Raw genomic sequence first — 18,882 nt, forward strand, 5'->3', positions numbered from 1 at the left:
ACATGCAACAAAGGGGACCAGAATCGATGAGCCGGAAAAGACCCACGATTGCAGACCTGCGCGCCATGAAGGGCAAGCGGCAATTGACGATGCTGCGCGTGCTGACGATGGACGAGGCCGAGGCCGCCGAACGCGCCGGCGTCGATATCGTCTCGGTGCCGCCGGAGCTGGTGCTCAATCCGCAGTACCGCGATGCGGCACCCAGCCTGTTCACCATGCCGGGCGAGAATTTCTTCGAGATCGGCACCGCCGATGATTTCGTCCGCTGGGCGTTCCGGCTTTACAAGGCCAGCGCCGATGCGGTCTATTGCAGCGCCGGCTATGCCACCATCAAGCGAATGGCAGACGATGCCATTCCGGTGATCGGCCATGTCGGCCTCATCCCGTCACGCGCCACCTGGACCGGCGGCTTCAAGGCTGTCGGCAAGACCGCAGACACCGCCATGCAGGTGTTCGAGGCGGTGAAACAGCTGGAGGCCGCCGGCGCGATCGGCGCCGAGATCGAAGTGGTCCCGGTGGAGGTGGCCAAGGCAATCTCGGAACGCACCTCGCTGGTCATGCTGTCGATGGGGGCGGGCACCGGCTGCGACGCGCAGTATCTGTTCGCCGACGACATACTTGGCCAGAACCGGGGCCACATGCCTCGCCATTCCAAGGTCTATCGCAATTTCGCCGCCGAATACGACCGCCTGCAGGCCGAACGCATCGCCGCCTTTTCCGAATATGTCGCTGATGTGAACAGCCTGGCATATCCCGAGGACAGGCATGTGGTGCATATGGATCCGGACCAGCTCAGCCTGTTCCTGGAGAAGCTCGACGCCGGATGAGACACGCCGGCCAGGGCTTGCTCATCGTCAGCCGGCATATGCGACGGCCGGCTATGGCCGCCATGTTCCGGTAGCCAGTGCAGCGTAAAGCGCCTCGGCGTCAATGCCCAGCGCTCTGTCTTCCTTGAGCGGCGCGACGAGGGCACGCACCGCTGCATGAATTCCCGCCGTGCCCGGCGCCAGTGTCAGCCCGTCACGCAGGTCGACGGCCTGTGCCGCGGCCATCAGTTCGAAGGCGATCAGCCGCCGCCATAGCCCGATCATGTCGGCGCATTTCGCAATGGCCAGGGGTGTCTGGGTCGCGTGATCCTCGACGCCCTCCGAAACCGGCAGGAAATCAAGCATCACCGGGTTGGCCTTGTGGCGGATGGCGGCGAGAATCGCCGTGACGGTCTTTTGCAGCGGCACGAAACCGGCCGAAGCACCGCCGATCGGCGACAGATATCTGGGCAGGCCGTGGCGGCCGGAGCCGGTGAGCTGGATGAAGCGGGCGGCACTGGCGGCTGCGGCTTGAGCGATCGCCAGGCCGAGCGTCTCGAAGGCCAGCGACAGCGACGCAGTGTGGAAATTGCCGGTCGACAGCACCAGCTTGTCGTTGGCCAGCACCAGCGGATTGTCGGCGGCGGCGTTGACTTCGATCTCGACCGCCTGCCGCGCCTGATCGATCGCCCGTAGCAACGCGCCATGGATCGACGGCATGCAGCGGATCGACAGCGGATCCTGCAAGGTAGTCGGCGCCGGCCCTTCCTCACCGGCAAGTAGATCGCGCAGGCCTTTTGCTGCTTCTTCCTGGCCAGCCGCCGGCCGTGCCGTCTGCAGGCGTGGGTCGAGGATCGTCTGGTTGGCGCCGATGCCTTCCATGGTCAGCGCGCCGGCCTGCTGCTGCTGTGCCAAGGCCGACAGTGCATCGACCACCGCCAGCGCGCCGCTGCCGGCCGCCACGGCCGAGGCGTTGATCAGCGACAGTCCGTCCTTGGGTGCGAGGCTGACGGGGGCGAGGCGCGCCAACGTCAGCGCCTTGGCCGCCGGCATGCGCCGGCCCTGATAGTCGGCTTCGCCTTCGCCGATCAGCATGCGGCCAAGTGCTGCCATCAGCACCAGATCACCGGCGCCGATTGAACCCAGCGACGGCATAACCGGATGGACGCCCGTATTGAGCGCCTCGACCAAGGCGACAAACACGTCGGGCGAAATGCCCGAACCGCCGGCCGAAAGCATCGATGCGCGGGTAAGCATCGTCGCGCGCACGATCTCTTGCGGCAGCGCATCGCCGATAGCGCCGCTGCGTCCCTCCAGCAACTGACGTTGGAAGGCGCTGGCGTCGCCGCTCACCGACGTGCCGAGATTGGCGCCAAGCCCGGTGTTCAGCCCATAGATCTGCTGCCCGGATGCGGCGGCGTCATTGAGCACTTTTCGTGCTTTGTGAAGCCTGTCGATAACCGAAGGCGCCACCTCGACTTTGCGGCCGTCGCGGGCCACCGCTGCGACGTCTTCGACGCTGACGCCGGACCCGGTGAGGACGAGCGAGCTCATGCGAAGCGCAACCGCTGGCCGATGCCTTGCACCTGCGCCTTGGCCAGCATTGCCTTGCCCAGTGCGATGTCGGAGAGCGACAGGCCGCGATGCCAGAACAGGATCGTCTCGTCGTCGCTTTGCCGCCCAGGCTTGAGGCCGGCGGCGATCTGGCCAAGCTCGGCGTGCAGCGTCTCTTCGCTGAGCCGTCCTGTCTCGACATGGGCGCGCAAGGAGCCGAATTTACCACCCTTGCATTGGCCCCAGTCGTCGACGACGATTTTCTGCATAATATCGGTCAGCGACAGCTCCACCGCGCTCATCGTGCCGTAGGGCACGACCAGCGCGCCGGGCTTGATCCATTCTGTCTTGAGCAGCGGCTGCGGTTCCGGCAGCCGCGAGGCCTCGACGACGATATCGGCGCCTTCGATGCAGGAACGCCAGTCGGCGACGGCCGTGACCGGCTTGCCGAGATCGGCGGACAGCTTGGCGGCAAAACCGTCGCGGCTTTCCGGTCGGCGCGAATGCACGCGGATCTCGTTGAAGTCGAACAGATGATCGAGCAGACGCACGTTCCAGTAGGCGGTACCGCGCGCGCCGATATGGCCGAGGATCTTTGACGTCTTTTTCGCCAGATGTTTCGCACCAATCGCAGTGACGGCGCCGGTACGCATGTCGGTGATGACGGTGGCGTCGAGAATGGCACGTGGTGTGCCGGTGCGCGGGTCAAACAGGTTGAGGATGCCGAATTCCGACGGCAGGCCGTGCAGATAATTGTCGACATAGTCGCCGACGATCTTGACGCCGGCAGCATCGAGCGGCGCGACGTAGCCGCGGAGCACATTGAAATGACCGTGAAAGGACGGGTCCGGCTCAAGATGGACGCGCGGCTCGATCACGGTCTGGCCGTTGCCTTGCGCCACCAGGCCCGCCTCGACCGCACCGATGATTTCGGCGTCAGTCATTGCCAAGGCATCGATGTCGAGGGCGTTCAGATAATCGATATAGATGGGCTTCATGCGAGAAGATTCCTGGTCAGAAAGAGCGAAGCGTCATCGCGGATTGTAAAAGGCCGGTTCGGCGGCAGGGCTAAGTCATCGCATAACCGGCTGCGATGTCACATGAAAGTTTGTTGCCCATGTCTGGACGACGCCGCCCAAATACTGTTGAAACCGGTGCGTCATCGGTTTGCCGGACAATTGGGCGGTTGCCGATGGAGCGGGAGAAAATTCCCTTCGGACAGTTCTGCGCATGACCGCCATTCCCGAAAACGACCCCTTGCCCGAAGCCACGACGGCGGCGCAGCAAGCCCGGCGGGTGGCGTTGATTGTCGCCGTCGCCTTTTTCATGCAGCTTCTGGATTCGACGATCATCTCGACATCGCTGCCGCAGATGGGAGAATCCTTCGGCGTGCCGGCGGTGGCGATGAGCATCGGCATCACCGTCTATATGCTGACCATGGCGGTGTTCGTGCCGCTGTCCGGCTGGCTCGCGGACCGTTTCGGCGCGCGCAACATCTTCCTCGTGGCGATCGCCCTGTTCACGCTGGCCTCGATCGCCTGTGGCATCTCACAGAACCTGACCGAATTCGTCGCGGCGCGCGCGGTTCAGGGCCTGGGCAGCGCGCTGATGACGCCGGTCGGCCGCATCCTGGTGCTGCGCAATGCGCCGAAATCCGAGCTTCTCAGCGCCACCGCGCTGATCACCTGGCCGGCGCTGTTTGCGCCGGTGGTCGGGCCGGTACTTGGCGGCTTCATCACCACCTATCTCTCTTGGCACTGGAATTTCTTCATCAACATTCCGCTCGGCGTTGCCGGCCTGTTGCTGGTCGCCCGCTTCATTCCTGGCGACCGCGAAGCCGGGGCCAAGCCGCTCGACTGGCCGGGCTTCCTGCTGACCTCCGTCGGGCTCGCCTCGATGCTCTATGGCCTCGAGCGCATCGCGCATCCGGAAGACGGTGTGTTGCCGACCGTGGCACTGCTCGGCACGGGCATTTTGGTCGGCTGGCTGGCGGCGCGGCATCTGGGACGCGCCAACCATCCGTTGCTCGATCTCACAGCGTTCAAGGTGCAGACTTTTGCCATCTCGACGCTGTCGGCCGGCACGATTTTCCGGATCGCCATCAACGCCACGCCATTCTTGCTGCCGCTTTTGTTCCAGGTCGGCTTCGGCCTGAGCCCGGTCGATGCGGGCATGATGATCCTGGCCTATTTCCTCGGCAATCTCGGCATGAAGGCGGTGACGACGCCGACGCTGAGGCGCTTCGGCTTCCGTTCGGTGCTGATCGTCAACGGGGTGATCGCCTCTTTGTCGATCATGGCTTGCGCAGCGCTTTCGCCCCAGACGCCGCAAGCATTGGTGGTGGTGCTGATGCTGATCGCCGGACTGTCGCGTTCGATGCAGTTCACCGCGCTCAACACGCTGGCCTTCGCCGACGTGGCCTCGCCGCAGCGCAGTTCGGCGGCAACGCTGTCCAGTATGCTGCAGCAGGTGGCGATGCTGTTCGGCGTAGCGGTCGCGGCGGCACTGCTCAACCTGTCGCAGATCGCCAGGGGCGTGGCGGCGCTCGATCTCGTCGACTTCCGCCTTGCCTTCCTGGTGATCGGCGCAATCGGGCTCGTCGCCTCGTTTCGCTTTCTGGCGTTGCCGAAGGCCGCCGGCGCCGAGGTCTCGGGCCATGTTTTGCGGATTTGACGCGGGAACTCCGCGGCGAGCGCGGACATAAATTCTGCTTGCTCCGCTCGTCTTGGAGCGAACCTTCGCCAGCGGTTCGATCGGCACGATCAATTGCAAAAGTGCTTGAGTTCCGGGCATTGCGCCGGCGTCGCCAATCAATGCGCCCAACAGCAGAATTTCCTCGCAAGCCGGCCTGCAATGCGCGGATTCATTTGACGAATTGGTCTTGAGCCGATTAGCTTTCGTTCCGATGGCCGCAGAGGGAGCAGGGCGTAGCCATCGCGGGTGAAAGCGGGCAATGAACGCGATCGGCTGGCTAAACTGGAGAAGCCTGAACCAGGAGGGCATTGTCTTTGCCATCGCGGTTGTGCTGTTCATTGCCGCTGCGATCGGGCTGCCCGGGTTTATCAACTCGAACAATCTCGTTGCCATCGTGCGCTCGGTCTCGGTGCTGGGCATATTGGCCCTCGGCATGGCGGTCGTCATTATCGGCAGAGGCATCGATCTGTCGGCGGTGGCGATCATGGCCATGTCGGTCGCGTGGTATTTGCAACTGCTGAATTCGGGGACGTCCGACGGGCTGGCCTTCGCCTATGTGCTCGCCGGTGTTCTCGCCATCGGGCTGTTGAACGGAATCCTGGTCGCCTACGCCGAGGTCCCGGCGATCTTCGTGACGCTGGCGACCGCGTCCTTCGTCTTCGGCTATGTGCGTTCGCAACTGATCACGCAGGACGCCGTGCCGGTGCCGCCCGGCCATTGGGTCGAGCTTTTGGGCGGGCTGCGCTTCCTCGACATCCCGGTCGAGGTCTTTGTCTTCGCCGGGCTGGCTTTCGCCTTTTTCCTGTTCCTGCGCTACACCAAATGGGGCCGCTACGTCTATTTCGCCGGCGACAATCCGGTCGCGGCGCGCAACATCGGCATTCCGGTGCGCCCGATGCTGGTGCTGCGCTATGTGCTGTCGGCCTTGGTCTCGCTGGTGGCCGGCTTGCTCACTGCCGCGAGCCTGCATTCGATCAACACCCGTATCGTCAACTCCACGCTGCTCTACGACATCGTGCTGGTGGCGGTGATCGGCGGCATCGGCCTGTCGGGCGGGCGGGGCGGGGTGCGCAACGTGCTGGTCGGTGCCGCGCTGATCGGAATCCTGCTCAACGCCATGACCATCATCGACATTCCGCTGCTCTATCAGAACCTGATCAAGGCGGCGATCCTGCTGGCGGCGATCATCGTCGACGGCTTCATCAATCCGCGCGACGAGCAGACCGCCCAGCAAGGCGACATTTAGACTGAGGCGGACGGTTGGGGGCCGGCCGCGAACGACAATAACCAAACCAGAGGATGTGACATGAGAATCATCGGGACATTTATGGCTGCCGCGGCAGCGCTTGCTGTCTCCGCCTTCGTGGCGCCAAGCTTCGCCGCCGAGGATCCGGGTCCGGCCGCCTATTCGCAAGCGCTCAAGGGCAAGCGCGTGATGCTGGTTCCGATGGCCATGGGCTTCGACCTGGCACAGGGCTGGGCGCATTTCCTGAAGACGGAGGTCGAGGCCTGGGGCGGCATCTTCGAAACGCGCGATCCGAACTGGGTGGTCGATGCGGGCGCGCAGGCGATAACCGACGCGATCTCGTCGGACACCAGGCCGGACGTGCTGATCATCCACTCGCCGGACCTCAACTCCTATGCCAAGCTGATGAAGAAGGCGCAGGCCGCCGGCACCTATGTCCTGCTGGTCGACAATCCGGCGAACTTCCCGGCCGATGCCTTTGTCGGCAGCGACTGGGATCGGCTCGGCCAGCTCGAAGCCGAAGCGGCAATCAAGGGTTGTGGGCCGAACTCCTCCAAGAAGATCGGGCTGGTGCAGGGCGACCAGGCCAACTCGTCGAGCCTCTACCAATATGCCGGCATCATGAAGGTCCTGGACAAGAACCCCGACTTCAAGGTCGTGGCCAAGCCGGACTCCAACTGGGATGCGACGACCTCGCGCAATGTGACGACGACGATGCTGCAGCAGAACCCCGACATCTGCGCCATCATCGATTTCTGGGACGGCGACGCGACCGGTGCTTCGGCTGCGATCCGCGACGCCAAGCTTGACGGCAAGGTGTTCCTGGTCACCACCGGCGGTGGTGAGAAGACCGCCGACTGCGACAAGTTGCAGGACGGCACCTATGGCGCGGTGGTGATGACCGATCTTGCCCGCCAGTCGGGCGACATGAATGCCGTCATCAAATTCCTGCTGCAGAGCGGCCAGCCGGCCGGCACGTCGCACACCTACATCTACACGCTGGAGAAGGCGACAACCAAGGCCGACCTCAAGCCAGACAGCTGCTGGGACTTGAAAGCACTGCAAGCCCAAGCTGCGGCCAAGTAAACCGCGGTCCGTTGCACGCATCGACGAGGTGGCCGGACCGGGTTCGGCCGCCTCTTTCTCTCTTGAGTGGCAGCAGCAACCGATGTCCTTTCGCGAACGCCTTCAGTCCTGGCGCTACAATCTCGTGCCCGACCACCTCGTCGGCGAGATACTGAGCAAACGCTGGACCGACAACGCCATTCCTTTCCTGGCGCTGGTGGCGACGCTGGCGACGTTCGGTTCGATCATTCCGGGCTTCTTCAAGCCGATGTCGCTGCAGGAATCGACCCGCCAGCTCGGCGAGTTCTCGCTGGTCGTCACCGGCATGACGGTGGTCATGCTGGGCGGCGGCATCGACCTTTCGGTCGGCTCGATCTTCGCGTTGTCGTGTTTTTCCGCGGTCTTTGTCTTCTTCATCCTCGAACAATCGGTGTGGCTGGCGCTGGCCGCCTCGATCGCCTCCGGCCTGCTGTTCGGCGCGATCAATGGCTATCTGATCGGCTATTTCAGGCTGCGCGCTTTTCTGACGACATTGGTCACCTTCATTTTCGGCCGGGCGCTGTTCGACATACTGGTCACCACCTATGCCGCCGACGTCCAGCTTTCCAATGCCACATCGGATGTGCTGGACTTCATCGGCGACGATACCTTCTGGGGCCTCTCGGTCGCGGTGTGGGCGGCGATTATCCTGGCCATCATCACCCACGTCGCGCTGACGCGCTCGCGGCCCGGTTGGCATGTGCAGGCGGTAGGCGGGTCGCGGCGCTCGGCCCACAATGCCGGTATCCGCGTGCGCCGCACCGTGTTCATGACCTATGTGTTCTCCGGCTTCTGCGCCTCGCTCGGCGGCTTCCTTATTGCCTGCCGGCTGAGCGGGGCAGGGCCGGGCACAGGCCTCAACCTTGAGGTCATGGCGTTGACGGCGGCGGTCGTCGGCGGCGTCAGTCTGGGTGGCGGCCGCGGTTCGGTGATCAAGGGGCTGATGGGCGCGATCATCGTGCTGACGATGACCAACGGGCTGATTCGGCTGGGCTATGGCACCGGCACCAACCAGATGGTGCTGGGCATCATGCTGGCGGTCGCGGTCACGATCGACATTCGCTGGCTGAAGAACCGACACAAGGTGCTGGACGAGGTCTACGTCGCACCGGTCTATCTGAAGATGGGCGCAACGCAGTCGGCGGCACCGGGCTCCGGCACCCCTTTCGAACTCGACAACCGGCTCTCGGAGGCTGACCATGTCGGGCTCGGCGAGCTGGAAGGGCCGGAAGACGTCATCCTCGACCGCGACGATCATCTCTATTGCGGCACCAGGCATGGCGAGATCGTCCGTTGCTTCGCACCGGATTACAAACGCTCCGAGGTCTTTGCCCATATTGGCGGCTTTCCGCTCGGCCTGGCCTTCGACAAAACAGGCAATCTGATCAGCTGCGTCGGCGCGATGGGGCTTTATTCGGTCTCACCGGAGCGGGAGGTGAAGCGGCTTTCGGCGGAAACGTCGCGCTCCTGGACCTCGATCGTCGACGATGCGCGGCTGCGCGATCCCAATGATTGCGATATCGCGCCGGACGGCCGCATCTATTTCACCGACTCCACCAAGCGCTATGACGCGCACGACTGGGCGCTGGATTCGATCGAGAACCGCGCCACCGGGCGGCTGCTCGTTTATGACCCGAAGGACGGTTCGACGAAGACATTGCTCGACGGCTACCGCTACACCAACGGGGTGTGCATGGCGCATGACGGCAAGTCGCTGTTTTTTGCCGAAAGCTGGGCCTGCCGCGTGCACCGCTATTGGTTGGAAGGGCCGAAGGCGGGCACCGCTGAATGCGTCATCCGCGACATGCCTGGCTACCCCGACAACATCAACCGTGCCTCCGACGGCAATTACTGGATGGCCTGGCTTGGCATGCGCACGCCGAGCTTCGACCTGTCGCTGCGCCATCCAGACATGCGCAAGCGCATGACGCGCCGGTTGCCGCAGGACGAATGGCTGTTCCCCAACATCAACACCGGAGGTGTGGTGAAATTCAACGAGACGGGCGGCATCGTCGAAGCGATGGGCGACCTGTCGGGCGCCACGCATCCGATGGTGACCTCGATGCGCGAGCACAAGGGCTATCTCTTCGTCGGCGGTATCCTGAACAACCGCATCGGCCGCTACAGGATTGCCGGCGCCGATCCGAACTGGACCAGCCCCGCTTCCTATTGGGGTGCCAAGCCATGATGCTGGACCCGATCCTCGACATCTTTCGCGGCAAGGCGGTGACAATCCCGCCGCTTGACGGTGCCTTCAGGCCGAATACGCTGCTGGACGATGCGCCGGATTTTGCCGATCTGACCGAGCCCGACAATCTGCTGGTCGCCGACGGCCGGTTGATGGCCTCCAGCGGCAATGCCGTCTACACGGCCGCCGCCGCTGGCGCGCCAACGATGGTTGAGACATTTCCCTCGCGCGTTACCGCGCTTGCGCTTTCGCCCGCCGGCGAACTGACCGTGGGGCTCGAAAGCGGCAAGCTTTTGATTGCCGGCAAGGAGGCTCCCCTGCCGGCAGAGATCCGCTGCATTACAGCACTCGCCTATGCGGCAGATGGCGCACTTTGGCTGGCCAATGGCTCGGCCGAACATGCGCCGTCGGAATGGGCTGCCGACCTGATGAAGAAGGGGGCATCGGGTTCGCTGTGGAAGCGTGAACCGGCGGGCAGCGAATTCCGCAAGGTCGCCGGCGACATCGCCTTTCCTTATGGGCTGCATCCTGCCGGCAAGGATGTGCTGGTCAGCGAGAGCTGGCGCCATCAACTTGTCCGCTTCGATGGCGCGACAGGCAGCCGCTCGACGGTGCTGGCGCATCTGCCCGGCTATCCCGCACGGCTGTCGCCTGCCGCCGATGGCGGCGCCTGGCTGACGCTGTTTGCGCCGCGCAACCGTCTGATCGAATTCGTACTGCAGGAAACGCACTATCGAAACGACATGCTGACGCAAGTGCCGCCGCAACACTGGATCGCGCCGGCGCTCGCCTCCAACCGAAGCTTCCTCGAGCCGCTGCAATGCGGCGGCATCCGCACCATGGGCATCCACAAGCCGTGGTCGCCGAGCCGCTCCTACGGGCTGGTGGTCAAGCTCGACCGGGACATGCAGCCGCAGCACAGTTTGCACAGCCGCGCCAACGGCACGCGCCACGGCATTTGCAGCGCGATGGAACGGGACGGTCGTCTGTTCATCGCTTCGAAAGGCGGCGATTGCCTGCTGGCCATCGATCTGGCTTCAGGAGGGCATCGCTGATGGAGCCGATCGTCCGCCTGGAGAACGTGACCAAGACCTATCGCGGTGTGCCCGCGGTGAAGAGTGTCAGCTTCGAGCTGCGCAAGGGCGAGATCCACGCGCTGCTCGGCGAGAATGGTGCGGGAAAATCGACGCTGACCAAGATCATCGCCGGCGTCGTCGACGCGACATCGGGAAAGATGTTCCACAAGGGCCAGGAGATCGCCTACGCCTCGCCGCATGCGGCACTTCAAGCCGGCATCGCCATGGTGTTCCAGGAGACCAGCCTGGTGCCGTCGATGACGGTGGCGCAGAACCTTTATCTGGGTACCGAAAGCTTTCTCAACCGACTGCGCGGCACCTACATTTCGGCGCAGCAGTTCCTGCAATCGCTGAACTTTCCCGTCGATCCGAACGCCATTGTGGCGACGCTGGGTGCGGCCAAGCGGCAGATGGTCGAGATCGCGCGCGCCGTCCACCACAATGCCGAGATCATCATCTTCGACGAGCCGACAGCGACGCTGACACCAGAGGAAAAGCGGCACTTCTTCGCACTGATCCGCCGGCTCAAGGGAAGGGGTGTGTCGATCGTCTTCATCAGTCATGCGCTCGAAGAGGCGCTTGATATCGCCGACCGCATCACCATCCTGCGCGACGGTGAACTGGTGATCACCGACGATACCGCCGCCTTCGATCGCGACAGGATCGTTGCCGCCATGGTCGGGCGCACGCTTTCGGGACAGCTCTACAGCCAGCGCGACGAAACGAAACTGCGCAAGCCCGGCAAGAAAGTGCTGTCGGTGCAGGACATCTCGATGAGCAATGTCGTGCGCAACAATTCCTTTTCGATCTTCGAGGGCCAGATCACCGGCGTCTTCGGACTGATCGGCTCGGGCCGCACCGAGACGTTCAAGATCGTCTCCGGCATCTACAAGCGCGACTTCCTGCGCGGCGGCACTATCGAGCTGGACGACCGGCCGGTGCGCTATCTCGTGCCCAGCGAGGCCGTGGCGGACGGCATCGTTTATGTCACCGAAGACCGCAAGAGCGAGGGGATTTTCGAGACCATGGACGTCGCCGAGAACCTGTTCGGCGGCTTTTTGGCGGCAGGGCGGGAAAAGGGCTGGGTGATCAACGCGCAGGAGATGCGGACGCTCTCGGCCGAATGGACAAAGACGCTGAATGTCAAGGCGATCAACGACAATGCCCGCGTGGTCGAGCTCTCGGGCGGCAACCAGCAAAAGGTGGTGATCGGCAAGGGACTGGTGCAGAAACCGCGCATCGTCATCTTCGACGAGCCGACGCGCGGCGTCGATGTCGGCGCGATTGCCGAGATCCACCAGATCATCAACCGGCTGGCCGATGAAGGCCTCGCAGTCGTCGTCATCTCGTCCTACCTGCCTGAGATCATGAACCTGTCCGACCGCATCCTGGTCTGCCGGCAGGGCCGCATCGTCGAGGAGTTCTCGCCGGCCGAGGCGACGGAGGAGAAGATCATGTATGCGGCGGTTCACTAGATTCAGCTGAGGCCGGCCTGCAAATGGCGGCTTCCTGCGCTTCCGGTGCTCACGTACGAAAAGTACGCTCCGCTCCGGTTCTCGGAATCCACCATTTTCGACTCGGCCTGACCTGAATCTCTACGTCGCCGCCGGAAAAGTGAATCAGCGAATGGATTGGCAGCGATTGCTCAAGGCCTGATTCAATTCACACGACGATCAAGCGAAAGGAAATGCCATGGCCACCACAAGACTTCTGAGCGATGCCGAGGTGGAAAAAATCCCGGCGGTCAAGGCGGTGTTCGACGACATCCGTGCGACGCGCAAATCCGATTTCGTCAACAATTTCTGGCGTGGGCTGGCCAATGATCCCCCAGCGCTGAAGCGGATCTGGGAACAGCTGAAGGTAGTGATGATCGCGGACAGCGTCATCGACCCGCTGACCAAGGAGATGATCTACATCGCGGTCTCGACCGCCAATGGCTGCTCCTATTGCGTCCATTCCCACACGGCGGCGGCCCGCGCCAAGGGCATGACCGACGCGCAGCATGGCGAACTGGTGGCGATCATCGGGCTGGCCGGGCAGACCAATCATTTGGTGACGGCGATGCAGGTTCCGGTCGATCCAGAGTTTGAGGTGAGGTGAGGCGAGGCGAGACGCGGCGCCTTCCCTTCTCCCCTTGTGGGAGAAGGTGGCCGAGCGAAGCTCGGTCGGATGAGGGGTGCCGGAAGGATCGCAACATTGAAGCGTAAGTGCTTAAATTGCTTTATATTTCCTCCGTCGCGTTCCTTCCGTCTCGGCGCTTCGCGCCGATCCACCTTGTCCCACAGGGGGAGAAGGGGAGGTCTGCGCGTCTCACGCCGGCCGATATACCTTCTCCGCCGTGTTCCAGAAAATATCCGCCTCGGCCGCCGCGCCGTGTTTCGCCACCGCTTCCCGGTGCCCCTTGATCAGCTCGGAATGGCTGGTCCACAACTTCTCGATCGGGAAGTTCGAGCCGAACATCAGATGATCGCTGCCGAGGATGTCGATCGCGTTGTCGACGATATAGGCGATCAGCGCCGGATCGTTGCGGTGGACGAAGGTGCCGAGGCCGGACAGTTTTGCATAGAGGTTGGGCGCCGCCGACAGCGTGCGCAGACCGGCCTTCCAGGCCTCTGTGGTCTCCCGCTCCATGTCGGTCAGCATGCCGGCATGGGTGAGGATGAAATTGGTCTCCGGATTGTCGCCGACCAGCGTCAACCCGTCTCTCATCTGGGCCGGGAAAAGCTGCAGGTCGAAGGACAGGCCATAGTCCTTCAGCCGCGCCACGTTGGCCCGCACCTTCGGGTCGATGACCTGATCGGCGGACGGGGCAAAGCGGAAGGCCGGCGTTTCGTGCCAGTGCAGCTGCATGCGCACGCCGCGCAGCAGCGGATACTTGATCAGCCGGTCGATCTGGTGACGCACGTCGTCCACCGTCATGTCGGCATAGCCGACGATGGCGTGCGGCCAGCCGGTTTCTTCCGCGGTCTTCTGCAGGAAGGCGACCTCGTTCTCGAAATCCTCCTTCGCCCAGTTGGTCTGCACATAGACCGCCTTCTCGACGCCCGAGCCTTGCTGGTCGGCGAGGAATTCCTCGATCGGATAGTCGCGGCGGATCGGCTCGTAAGGGCCAAAGATGCGCGGCACCATCGGCCCGCGCAGCCAGGGCTGGTCCTCTCGGCGCCAGATGTGGAAATGCGCGTCGATCGCCTTCTGCATCATGAAACCCTCGTCCAGATTGCCGCGGCCGCCGGGGCAGGGCGGGCGAGCGACAGGATGAAATCGGTGAGGCCGGCGATCGACGAGCCGTCGACCAGATCGTCGAGCACCGGCAGGATGGCGCGAAGTGCTGCCGTGGCCGGCTGGAAACGCGGATCGCCGGCCAATGGCGTTGCCAGCGAAAGCCGATAGGCGCGGGCGCTCAGCCGGCGCATCGCCATCTCCAGCTCGGCATGGTCGCCACGCTCCAGCGCATCCGACAGGATGACGATCGCCGCCCCGCGTGCAAATGCCGAAAAGCGCGGTACTGAGAGGAAGGCGAGCAGCGTCGGCCCCATGCGGGTGCCGCCGTCCCAGTCGTCGACCTGCGCGGCCACGCGGGCGAGCGCCTGGTCGCGGTCGCGAATGCGCAGCGCCGAGGTGATGCGGGTCAGCCGTGTGCCGAAAGTGAATACCTCCGCTCGGTCGGCGCCTTGCACGGCCGCATGCACCAGCTTGAGGTAGTCGGCGGTGTAGAGTTTCATCGAGCCGGACACGTCGATCAGAATGAGAAGTTTGCGCGGCACGCTCTGCCGCCTGCGCAGCAGCGGCGACGGCACATCGCCGTCGGCACTGACGATCTCCCTAAGCGAACGGCGCAGATCGAGCTTGCCGCGCAAATGCGTGCGCACCGTGCGGAAGGAGCGGCGGGCGGGCAAAGCGGTTGCGAGCTTGCGGCGGAAGGCGGCAAGCCCGTCGCTGTCGCGCTGGAACTCGCGGACGCTCAACTGTTCGCTGGCCGAAGACAGTTCGCCGCCTTCCTCCTGGCGGATCACTTTGATTTCCTGTTCGCTCGATCCGCCATCGTCCTTGATCCGGGTTTCCTCGTCGCTGTCGCCTTCGGCCAGGACCGCGCTGCTTCCATAGAAATGGCTTTGGAAATACGCCTCGAATTCGTCGCGGCGGTCGGGCGGTGGCGCCAGCATGGCAAGGGCCGCCTCATGGATGTCGCTCATTGAGCGCGGCCCAAGCAGCGTCACCGCCTGCATGAAACCGGACACCTGCTCGGGCGCCACCGGGAAGCCGTAGCGGCGCAGCAGCCGGCCGAAGCCGAGGAAGGGCCTCGCCCCTTGAGGCAGGGCTGCGGCACTCACGCCAGCGCCTCCTCGACAATTTTGCCGAGCTCGGGCGCGATGCAGGAAAGGTCCTCCTCGTCCTTGATCAGCACGCCGATGGCGCGGCGAAACGCTTCCGGCCACGGGCTGCCGCCCTTTTCGAGGATGGTGGCGGCATTGGCCCATTCGACCGCCTCGGCGATGCCGGGCGGCTTGGCCAGCGGGCGGGCGCGGATGTCGCGGACGGCAGAGGCCACGGCGCGCGCCGTGGCCTTGGCGACGTCGCCAGCGCGCAGCATGATGATCTCGGCCTCGCGCCCGGCATCGGGATAGCTGATCCAGTGATAGACGCAGCGACGCCGCAGCGCTTCCGCCAGCTCACGGGTGCGGTTCGAAGTCAGGATGACGATCGGCTGCGCCGTCGCGCGAATGGTGCCTCGCTCGGGAATGCTGATCTGGAAATCGGACAGGAACTCCAGCAGCAGCGCTTCGAATTCATGATCGGAACGGTCGATTTCGTCGACAAGCAGCACGCGCTTTTCCGGCGCCTTCAGCACCTGCAGCAGCGGCCGCGCGATCAGAAAGCGGTCGTCGTAGATGTCGATCTCGTGCTCGCCGGCATGGCGGATGGCGAGCAGCTGGCGCTGGTAGTTCCATTCGTAGAGCGCATGTGCTGCGTCGATGCCCTCATAGCATTGCAGCCGAACCAGATCGCGCCCGAGAACGTCAGCTATCGCTTTTGCGGCCTCGGTCTTGCCGACGCCGGGCGCGCCTTCGAGCAGCAGCGGCTTGCCCAGCCTTATCGCCAGGAAGATAGCGGTCGCCAGGCTTTCATCGGCCAGATAGCGCGAGGCGGCGAGGCGCGACGCGACCGCCTCCGGCGAGGTCGCGACTGTCTCGGCACTTCTCTTGGGCATTTCCAACACTCAGTTCGATGCTTGCGCCTTCAGCGCCCGCAGGATGCGTTCCGGCGTGATCGGCAGCGTATCGATGCGCACGCCGACCGCGTCGAAGACGGCGTTGGCCACCGCCGGGATCTGCGGGTTGGCGCACATCTCGCCCGGCCCCTTGGCGCCATACGGCCCGTCCGCCGAGGGCCGTTCCAGCACGATGATCTCGGTTTCGGCAAGATCGCCCGGCCCCGGCATCAGATACTGGTTGAAATCGGTGCCGCCATGGTCGCGGTTGGGATAATAGGGTTCGGTCGTTTCGTAGAGCGCATGGCTGATGCCCATCCATGAACCGCCGACGAGCTGCTGTTCAACCATTTTCGGGTTCAGCGCACGGCCGATCTCAAACACGTTCTTCACCGTCAGCACGGTGACCTCGCCGGTCTCGTCGTCGACCTCGACCTCGGCCACCGTGCAGGCATGCGCATAGCAGGTCGACGGCTTCATCGCGCCGGTCTCCTTCTCCGGGTACGAGCGTGGGATCAAAAACATGCCGCGGCCGGAAATCGAGCGGCCGCGCTTGAAATGCGCCGACAGCGCGACATCGAAGATCGAGATCGATTTCTGCGGCGCGCCCTTGACCAGGATGTTGCCCTGGCCGTCGGTCTCAAGGTCGGACGCATTGACTTCCAGCTCCTCGGCCGCCACTTCGAGCATCACCTGGCGGGCTTCCCTGGCGGCCTGGATGACGGCGTTGCCGGCGCGGTGGGTGCCGCGCGAGGCGAAGGTGCCCATGCAGTGCGGGCCGGTGTCGGTGTCGGCGGTGTCGACGACGACGCGATCGGTCGGCACGCCGATCGTCTCGGCGCAGATCTGCGCCATGATCTGCTTCATGCCTTGGCCGAGATCGACACTGGACAGCGTGACCATGAAATTGCCGGTCGGCGTCGAATGCACCAGCGCCTGGGTCGGGTCGCCGCCGAGATTCATGCCGGTCGGGTAGTTGATTGCGGCGACGCCGCGTCCGCGCCTGATCGCCATCTCAAGCTCCCTTCGCGTAAGACGACATGGAGAGGTATTTTTCCGCCACCGGCCAGTTGGCGGCGCGCGAGGCTTCCTGCATGCACTCGATCAGCGCCGCACCCTCGGTCGGCTGGCGATGCGCCTTCATGTCGCCGTCGCGATAGGCGTTGACGAAGCGGAATTCGAGCGGGTCCATGCCGATCAGCCGGGCGAGCTTGTCCATTTGCACTTCAAGCGCGAAATCGCCGATGGTGACGCCGAAGCCGCGCATGGCGGAGGAGGGGGTGCGGTTGGTGTAGACACAGTAGGTGTCGATCCAGACATTCGGGATCGTATACGGCCCGGGATAATGGCCGGCGCCCTTCTGTGCGCCATAGGGCGAATGGCGCGAATAGGCGCCGGCATCGGTGTAGCCGGTCACTTTCCGCGCGACGATGCGACCGTCCTTCATGACGCCATCCTTGATGACGACTTTTTCCGCCGCGCGCGGCGAGGAAATCTGCATCTCCTCCTCGCGGCTGTAGATGAAACAAACCGGGCGCCCGGTTAGTTTGGCGCCGAGGATGGCGATTGGCTCAACGATGACATCGACCTTGCCGCCAAAACCGCCGCCGACGGTGCCGCCGACAAAATGCAGTTTGTTGCCGGGCATCTGCAGGATGATCGAGGCGTTGTCGAGGGTGAAGAACATCGCCTGCGTGTTGGTGTAGCAGGTGAAGCGGTCATTGCCCTCGGGCGCGACGATGCAGCCGGTCGTCTCGGTCGGCGCATGCTCGATCGGCGACGATTGATAGGTCTGTTCGAGCACGTGGTCGGCCCCGGCGAAGCCTGCCTCGACATCGCCGAAGCGCACCTTGCGGCATTCGCCGCTGTCATAGAGGTAATAGTTCTGGCCGTGATATTCGTTCACTATCGGCGCGCCGGGCTTCAGCGCTTCCTCCATGTCGAACACGGCCGGCAGCACCTCGTAGTCGACCTTGACCTTGGCGGCGGCCTCCTGTGCGGCGCGCTCGGTTTCGGCCAGCACCGCCACCACCGCCTCGCCCTTCCAGCGCACCTTGCCGTCGGCCAGCACCGTCTCGTCCTCCGGCCCGATCTGGATCAGGATCAGGATGGTGTAGACATTGTGCGGCACGTCCTTGGCGGTCAGCACCTTGACGACGCCCGGGTGCTTTTCCGCTTCGGACGTGTCGATGCTGCGGATGCGCGCATGATGGTGCGGGCTGCGAACCATCTTCAGATGCAGCATGCCGGGAAAATTGCGATCGGCGAAATAGGCCGTCTTGCCGGTGACATGGCCAGGTGAATCCGAACGTGGCCGCGGTTGGCCGATCTCATGCAGATCGTCCTTGCGCTGGTCGGCGAAATAGCTTTTGCGGAGTTCCATTTTCCTGACTCCCTCAAGCCGCGTTCTGCGAATTGGACCGCGCGGCGGTCAACACCACCTGGATGATAGGCTCGTAGCCGGTGCAGCGGCAGATGTTGCCGGACAGCGCCTCGACCACCTCGTCGCGGCTGGGCTCCGGCGTGTGGTCGAGCAGCACCTTGGCCGCCATGATCATGCCTGGCGTGCAGAAGCCGCATTGCGTGGCGAACGCATCGAGGAAGGCGCGCTGCAGCGGATGCAGAACGCCGCCTTCCGAAAGGCCTGATGTCGTGGTGATGGCAGCACCGTTGCAGGTCTCGGCCAGTGTCAGGCAGGATAGCCGGAGCTCGCTGTCGATGATGACGGAGCAGGCGCCGCAAGTGCCCTGGTGGCAGCCGCCCTTCGGCGAGGTATCGCCGATCTTGTCGCGTAACGCATGAAGCAGTGTCGTGCCGCTGTCGATGAATTCGGCCTTTTCGGCGCCATTGAGCGTGAACTGAACCGGGACCTTTGCCATGTTTTCCTCCCTTGCGCGCTTTGCCTGTTTTGGGAAGCGCGCCCCCCCCAACCGGTTATTTCAGGCCAGCAGCAACCCGCCGAGAAGGACCGGCAGGGCATGGTTGCCGTAACACGCACAGGCGAT

At 63.8% G+C, this 18,882-nt stretch carries 16 protein-coding genes; 8 read left to right on the plus strand and 8 right to left on the minus strand.

The features are described 5' to 3' along the window. The first annotated feature begins 26 nt into the window (after positions 1-26). Positions 27-827, plus strand: a complete 801-nt coding sequence (locus NKJ94_RS08220) for a 3-methyl-2-oxobutanoate hydroxymethyltransferase (protein ID WP_352524180.1) — start codon at positions 27-29, stop codon at positions 825-827. A 51-nt stretch (positions 828-878) separates the two neighbouring features. Here NKJ94_RS08220 and NKJ94_RS08225 read toward each other — a convergent pair whose 3' ends face one another. Both NKJ94_RS08225 and NKJ94_RS08230 read right to left on the minus strand, forming a co-directional pair. Continuing rightward, positions 879-2,360, minus strand: coding sequence for an HAL/PAL/TAL family ammonia-lyase (locus tag NKJ94_RS08225; protein ID WP_352524182.1), 1,482 nt, complete (start codon positions 2,358-2,360; stop codon positions 879-881). Beyond that, positions 2,357-3,358, minus strand: a complete 1,002-nt coding sequence (locus NKJ94_RS08230; RefSeq protein WP_352524183.1) for an ornithine cyclodeaminase family protein — start codon at positions 3,356-3,358, stop codon at positions 2,357-2,359. Before NKJ94_RS08230 ends, NKJ94_RS08225 begins: the two co-directional genes overlap by 4 nt. Positions 3,359-3,590: 232 nt before the next feature. Between NKJ94_RS08230 and NKJ94_RS08235 the strand changes: the two genes are divergently transcribed. From NKJ94_RS08235 to NKJ94_RS08265, 7 genes are all read left to right on the plus strand, one after another. Further along, on the plus strand, positions 3,591-5,033 hold the full coding sequence (locus NKJ94_RS08235) for a DHA2 family efflux MFS transporter permease subunit (RefSeq protein ID WP_352524185.1): 1,443 nt from the start codon (positions 3,591-3,593) through the stop codon (positions 5,031-5,033). A gap of 280 nt (positions 5,034-5,313) precedes the next feature. Then, complete coding sequence (locus tag NKJ94_RS08240; protein ID WP_352524186.1) at positions 5,314-6,300, plus strand: ABC transporter permease; 987 nt, start codon at positions 5,314-5,316, stop codon at positions 6,298-6,300. A 60-nt stretch (positions 6,301-6,360) separates the two neighbouring features. After that, positions 6,361-7,386: a sugar ABC transporter substrate-binding protein gene (locus tag NKJ94_RS08245; protein ID WP_352524188.1), complete on the plus strand. Its 1,026-nt coding sequence runs from the start codon at positions 6,361-6,363 to the stop codon at positions 7,384-7,386. Positions 7,387-7,468: 82 nt separating this feature from the next. Then, a complete protein-coding gene (locus tag NKJ94_RS08250; protein ID WP_352524189.1) occupies positions 7,469-9,592 on the plus strand; it encodes an ABC transporter permease in 2,124 nt (707 codons plus the stop codon). After that, a complete protein-coding gene (locus NKJ94_RS08255; RefSeq protein WP_352524191.1) occupies positions 9,589-10,647 on the plus strand; it encodes an SMP-30/gluconolactonase/LRE family protein in 1,059 nt (352 codons plus the stop codon). Before NKJ94_RS08250 ends, NKJ94_RS08255 begins: the two co-directional genes overlap by 4 nt. Then, positions 10,647-12,143: a sugar ABC transporter ATP-binding protein gene (locus NKJ94_RS08260; RefSeq protein ID WP_352524193.1), complete on the plus strand. Its 1,497-nt coding sequence runs from the start codon at positions 10,647-10,649 to the stop codon at positions 12,141-12,143. The genes NKJ94_RS08255 and NKJ94_RS08260 overlap by 1 nt, the downstream gene beginning before the upstream one ends. A gap of 217 nt (positions 12,144-12,360) precedes the next feature. Further along, a complete protein-coding gene (locus tag NKJ94_RS08265; protein ID WP_352524194.1) occupies positions 12,361-12,768 on the plus strand; it encodes a carboxymuconolactone decarboxylase family protein in 408 nt (135 codons plus the stop codon). 210 nt (positions 12,769-12,978) lie between these two features. On the opposite strand, the gene NKJ94_RS08270 is transcribed toward NKJ94_RS08265, so the two are convergent. The 6 genes from NKJ94_RS08270 to NKJ94_RS08295 are packed head-to-tail and all read right to left on the minus strand — an operon-like array spanning position 12,979 to position 18,756. Beyond that, on the minus strand, positions 12,979-13,866 hold the full coding sequence (locus NKJ94_RS08270) for an amidohydrolase family protein (RefSeq protein WP_352524215.1): 888 nt from the start codon (positions 13,864-13,866) through the stop codon (positions 12,979-12,981). Then, the gene (locus tag NKJ94_RS08275) at positions 13,866-14,999 is read right to left on the minus strand and encodes a vWA domain-containing protein (protein WP_352524195.1); all 1,134 of its coding nucleotides are present in this window, start codon (positions 14,997-14,999) and stop codon (positions 13,866-13,868) included. The genes NKJ94_RS08270 and NKJ94_RS08275 overlap by 1 nt, the downstream gene beginning before the upstream one ends. Beyond that, on the minus strand, positions 14,996-15,877 hold the full coding sequence (locus tag NKJ94_RS08280) for an AAA family ATPase (RefSeq protein WP_352524196.1): 882 nt from the start codon (positions 15,875-15,877) through the stop codon (positions 14,996-14,998). Before NKJ94_RS08280 ends, NKJ94_RS08275 begins: the two co-directional genes overlap by 4 nt. 9 nt (positions 15,878-15,886) lie before the next feature. Continuing rightward, positions 15,887-16,891 carry a xanthine dehydrogenase family protein molybdopterin-binding subunit gene (locus NKJ94_RS08285; protein WP_337145651.1) on the minus strand — a complete coding sequence of 335 codons (1,005 nt, stop codon included), beginning with the start codon at positions 16,889-16,891 and terminating at the stop codon, positions 15,887-15,889. A 1-nt stretch (position 16,892) separates the two neighbouring features. Beyond that, on the minus strand, positions 16,893-18,260 hold the full coding sequence (locus NKJ94_RS08290) for a xanthine dehydrogenase family protein molybdopterin-binding subunit (RefSeq protein WP_352524197.1): 1,368 nt from the start codon (positions 18,258-18,260) through the stop codon (positions 16,893-16,895). 13 nt (positions 18,261-18,273) lie between these two features. Continuing rightward, positions 18,274-18,756, minus strand: a complete 483-nt coding sequence (locus tag NKJ94_RS08295; protein ID WP_352524198.1) for a (2Fe-2S)-binding protein — start codon at positions 18,754-18,756, stop codon at positions 18,274-18,276. Positions 18,757-18,882: the final 126 nt, after the last annotated feature.

It is taken from the genome of Mesorhizobium sp. M0060 (assembly GCF_040323155.1).
Taxonomy (GTDB): Bacteria; Pseudomonadota; Alphaproteobacteria; order Rhizobiales; family Rhizobiaceae; genus Mesorhizobium.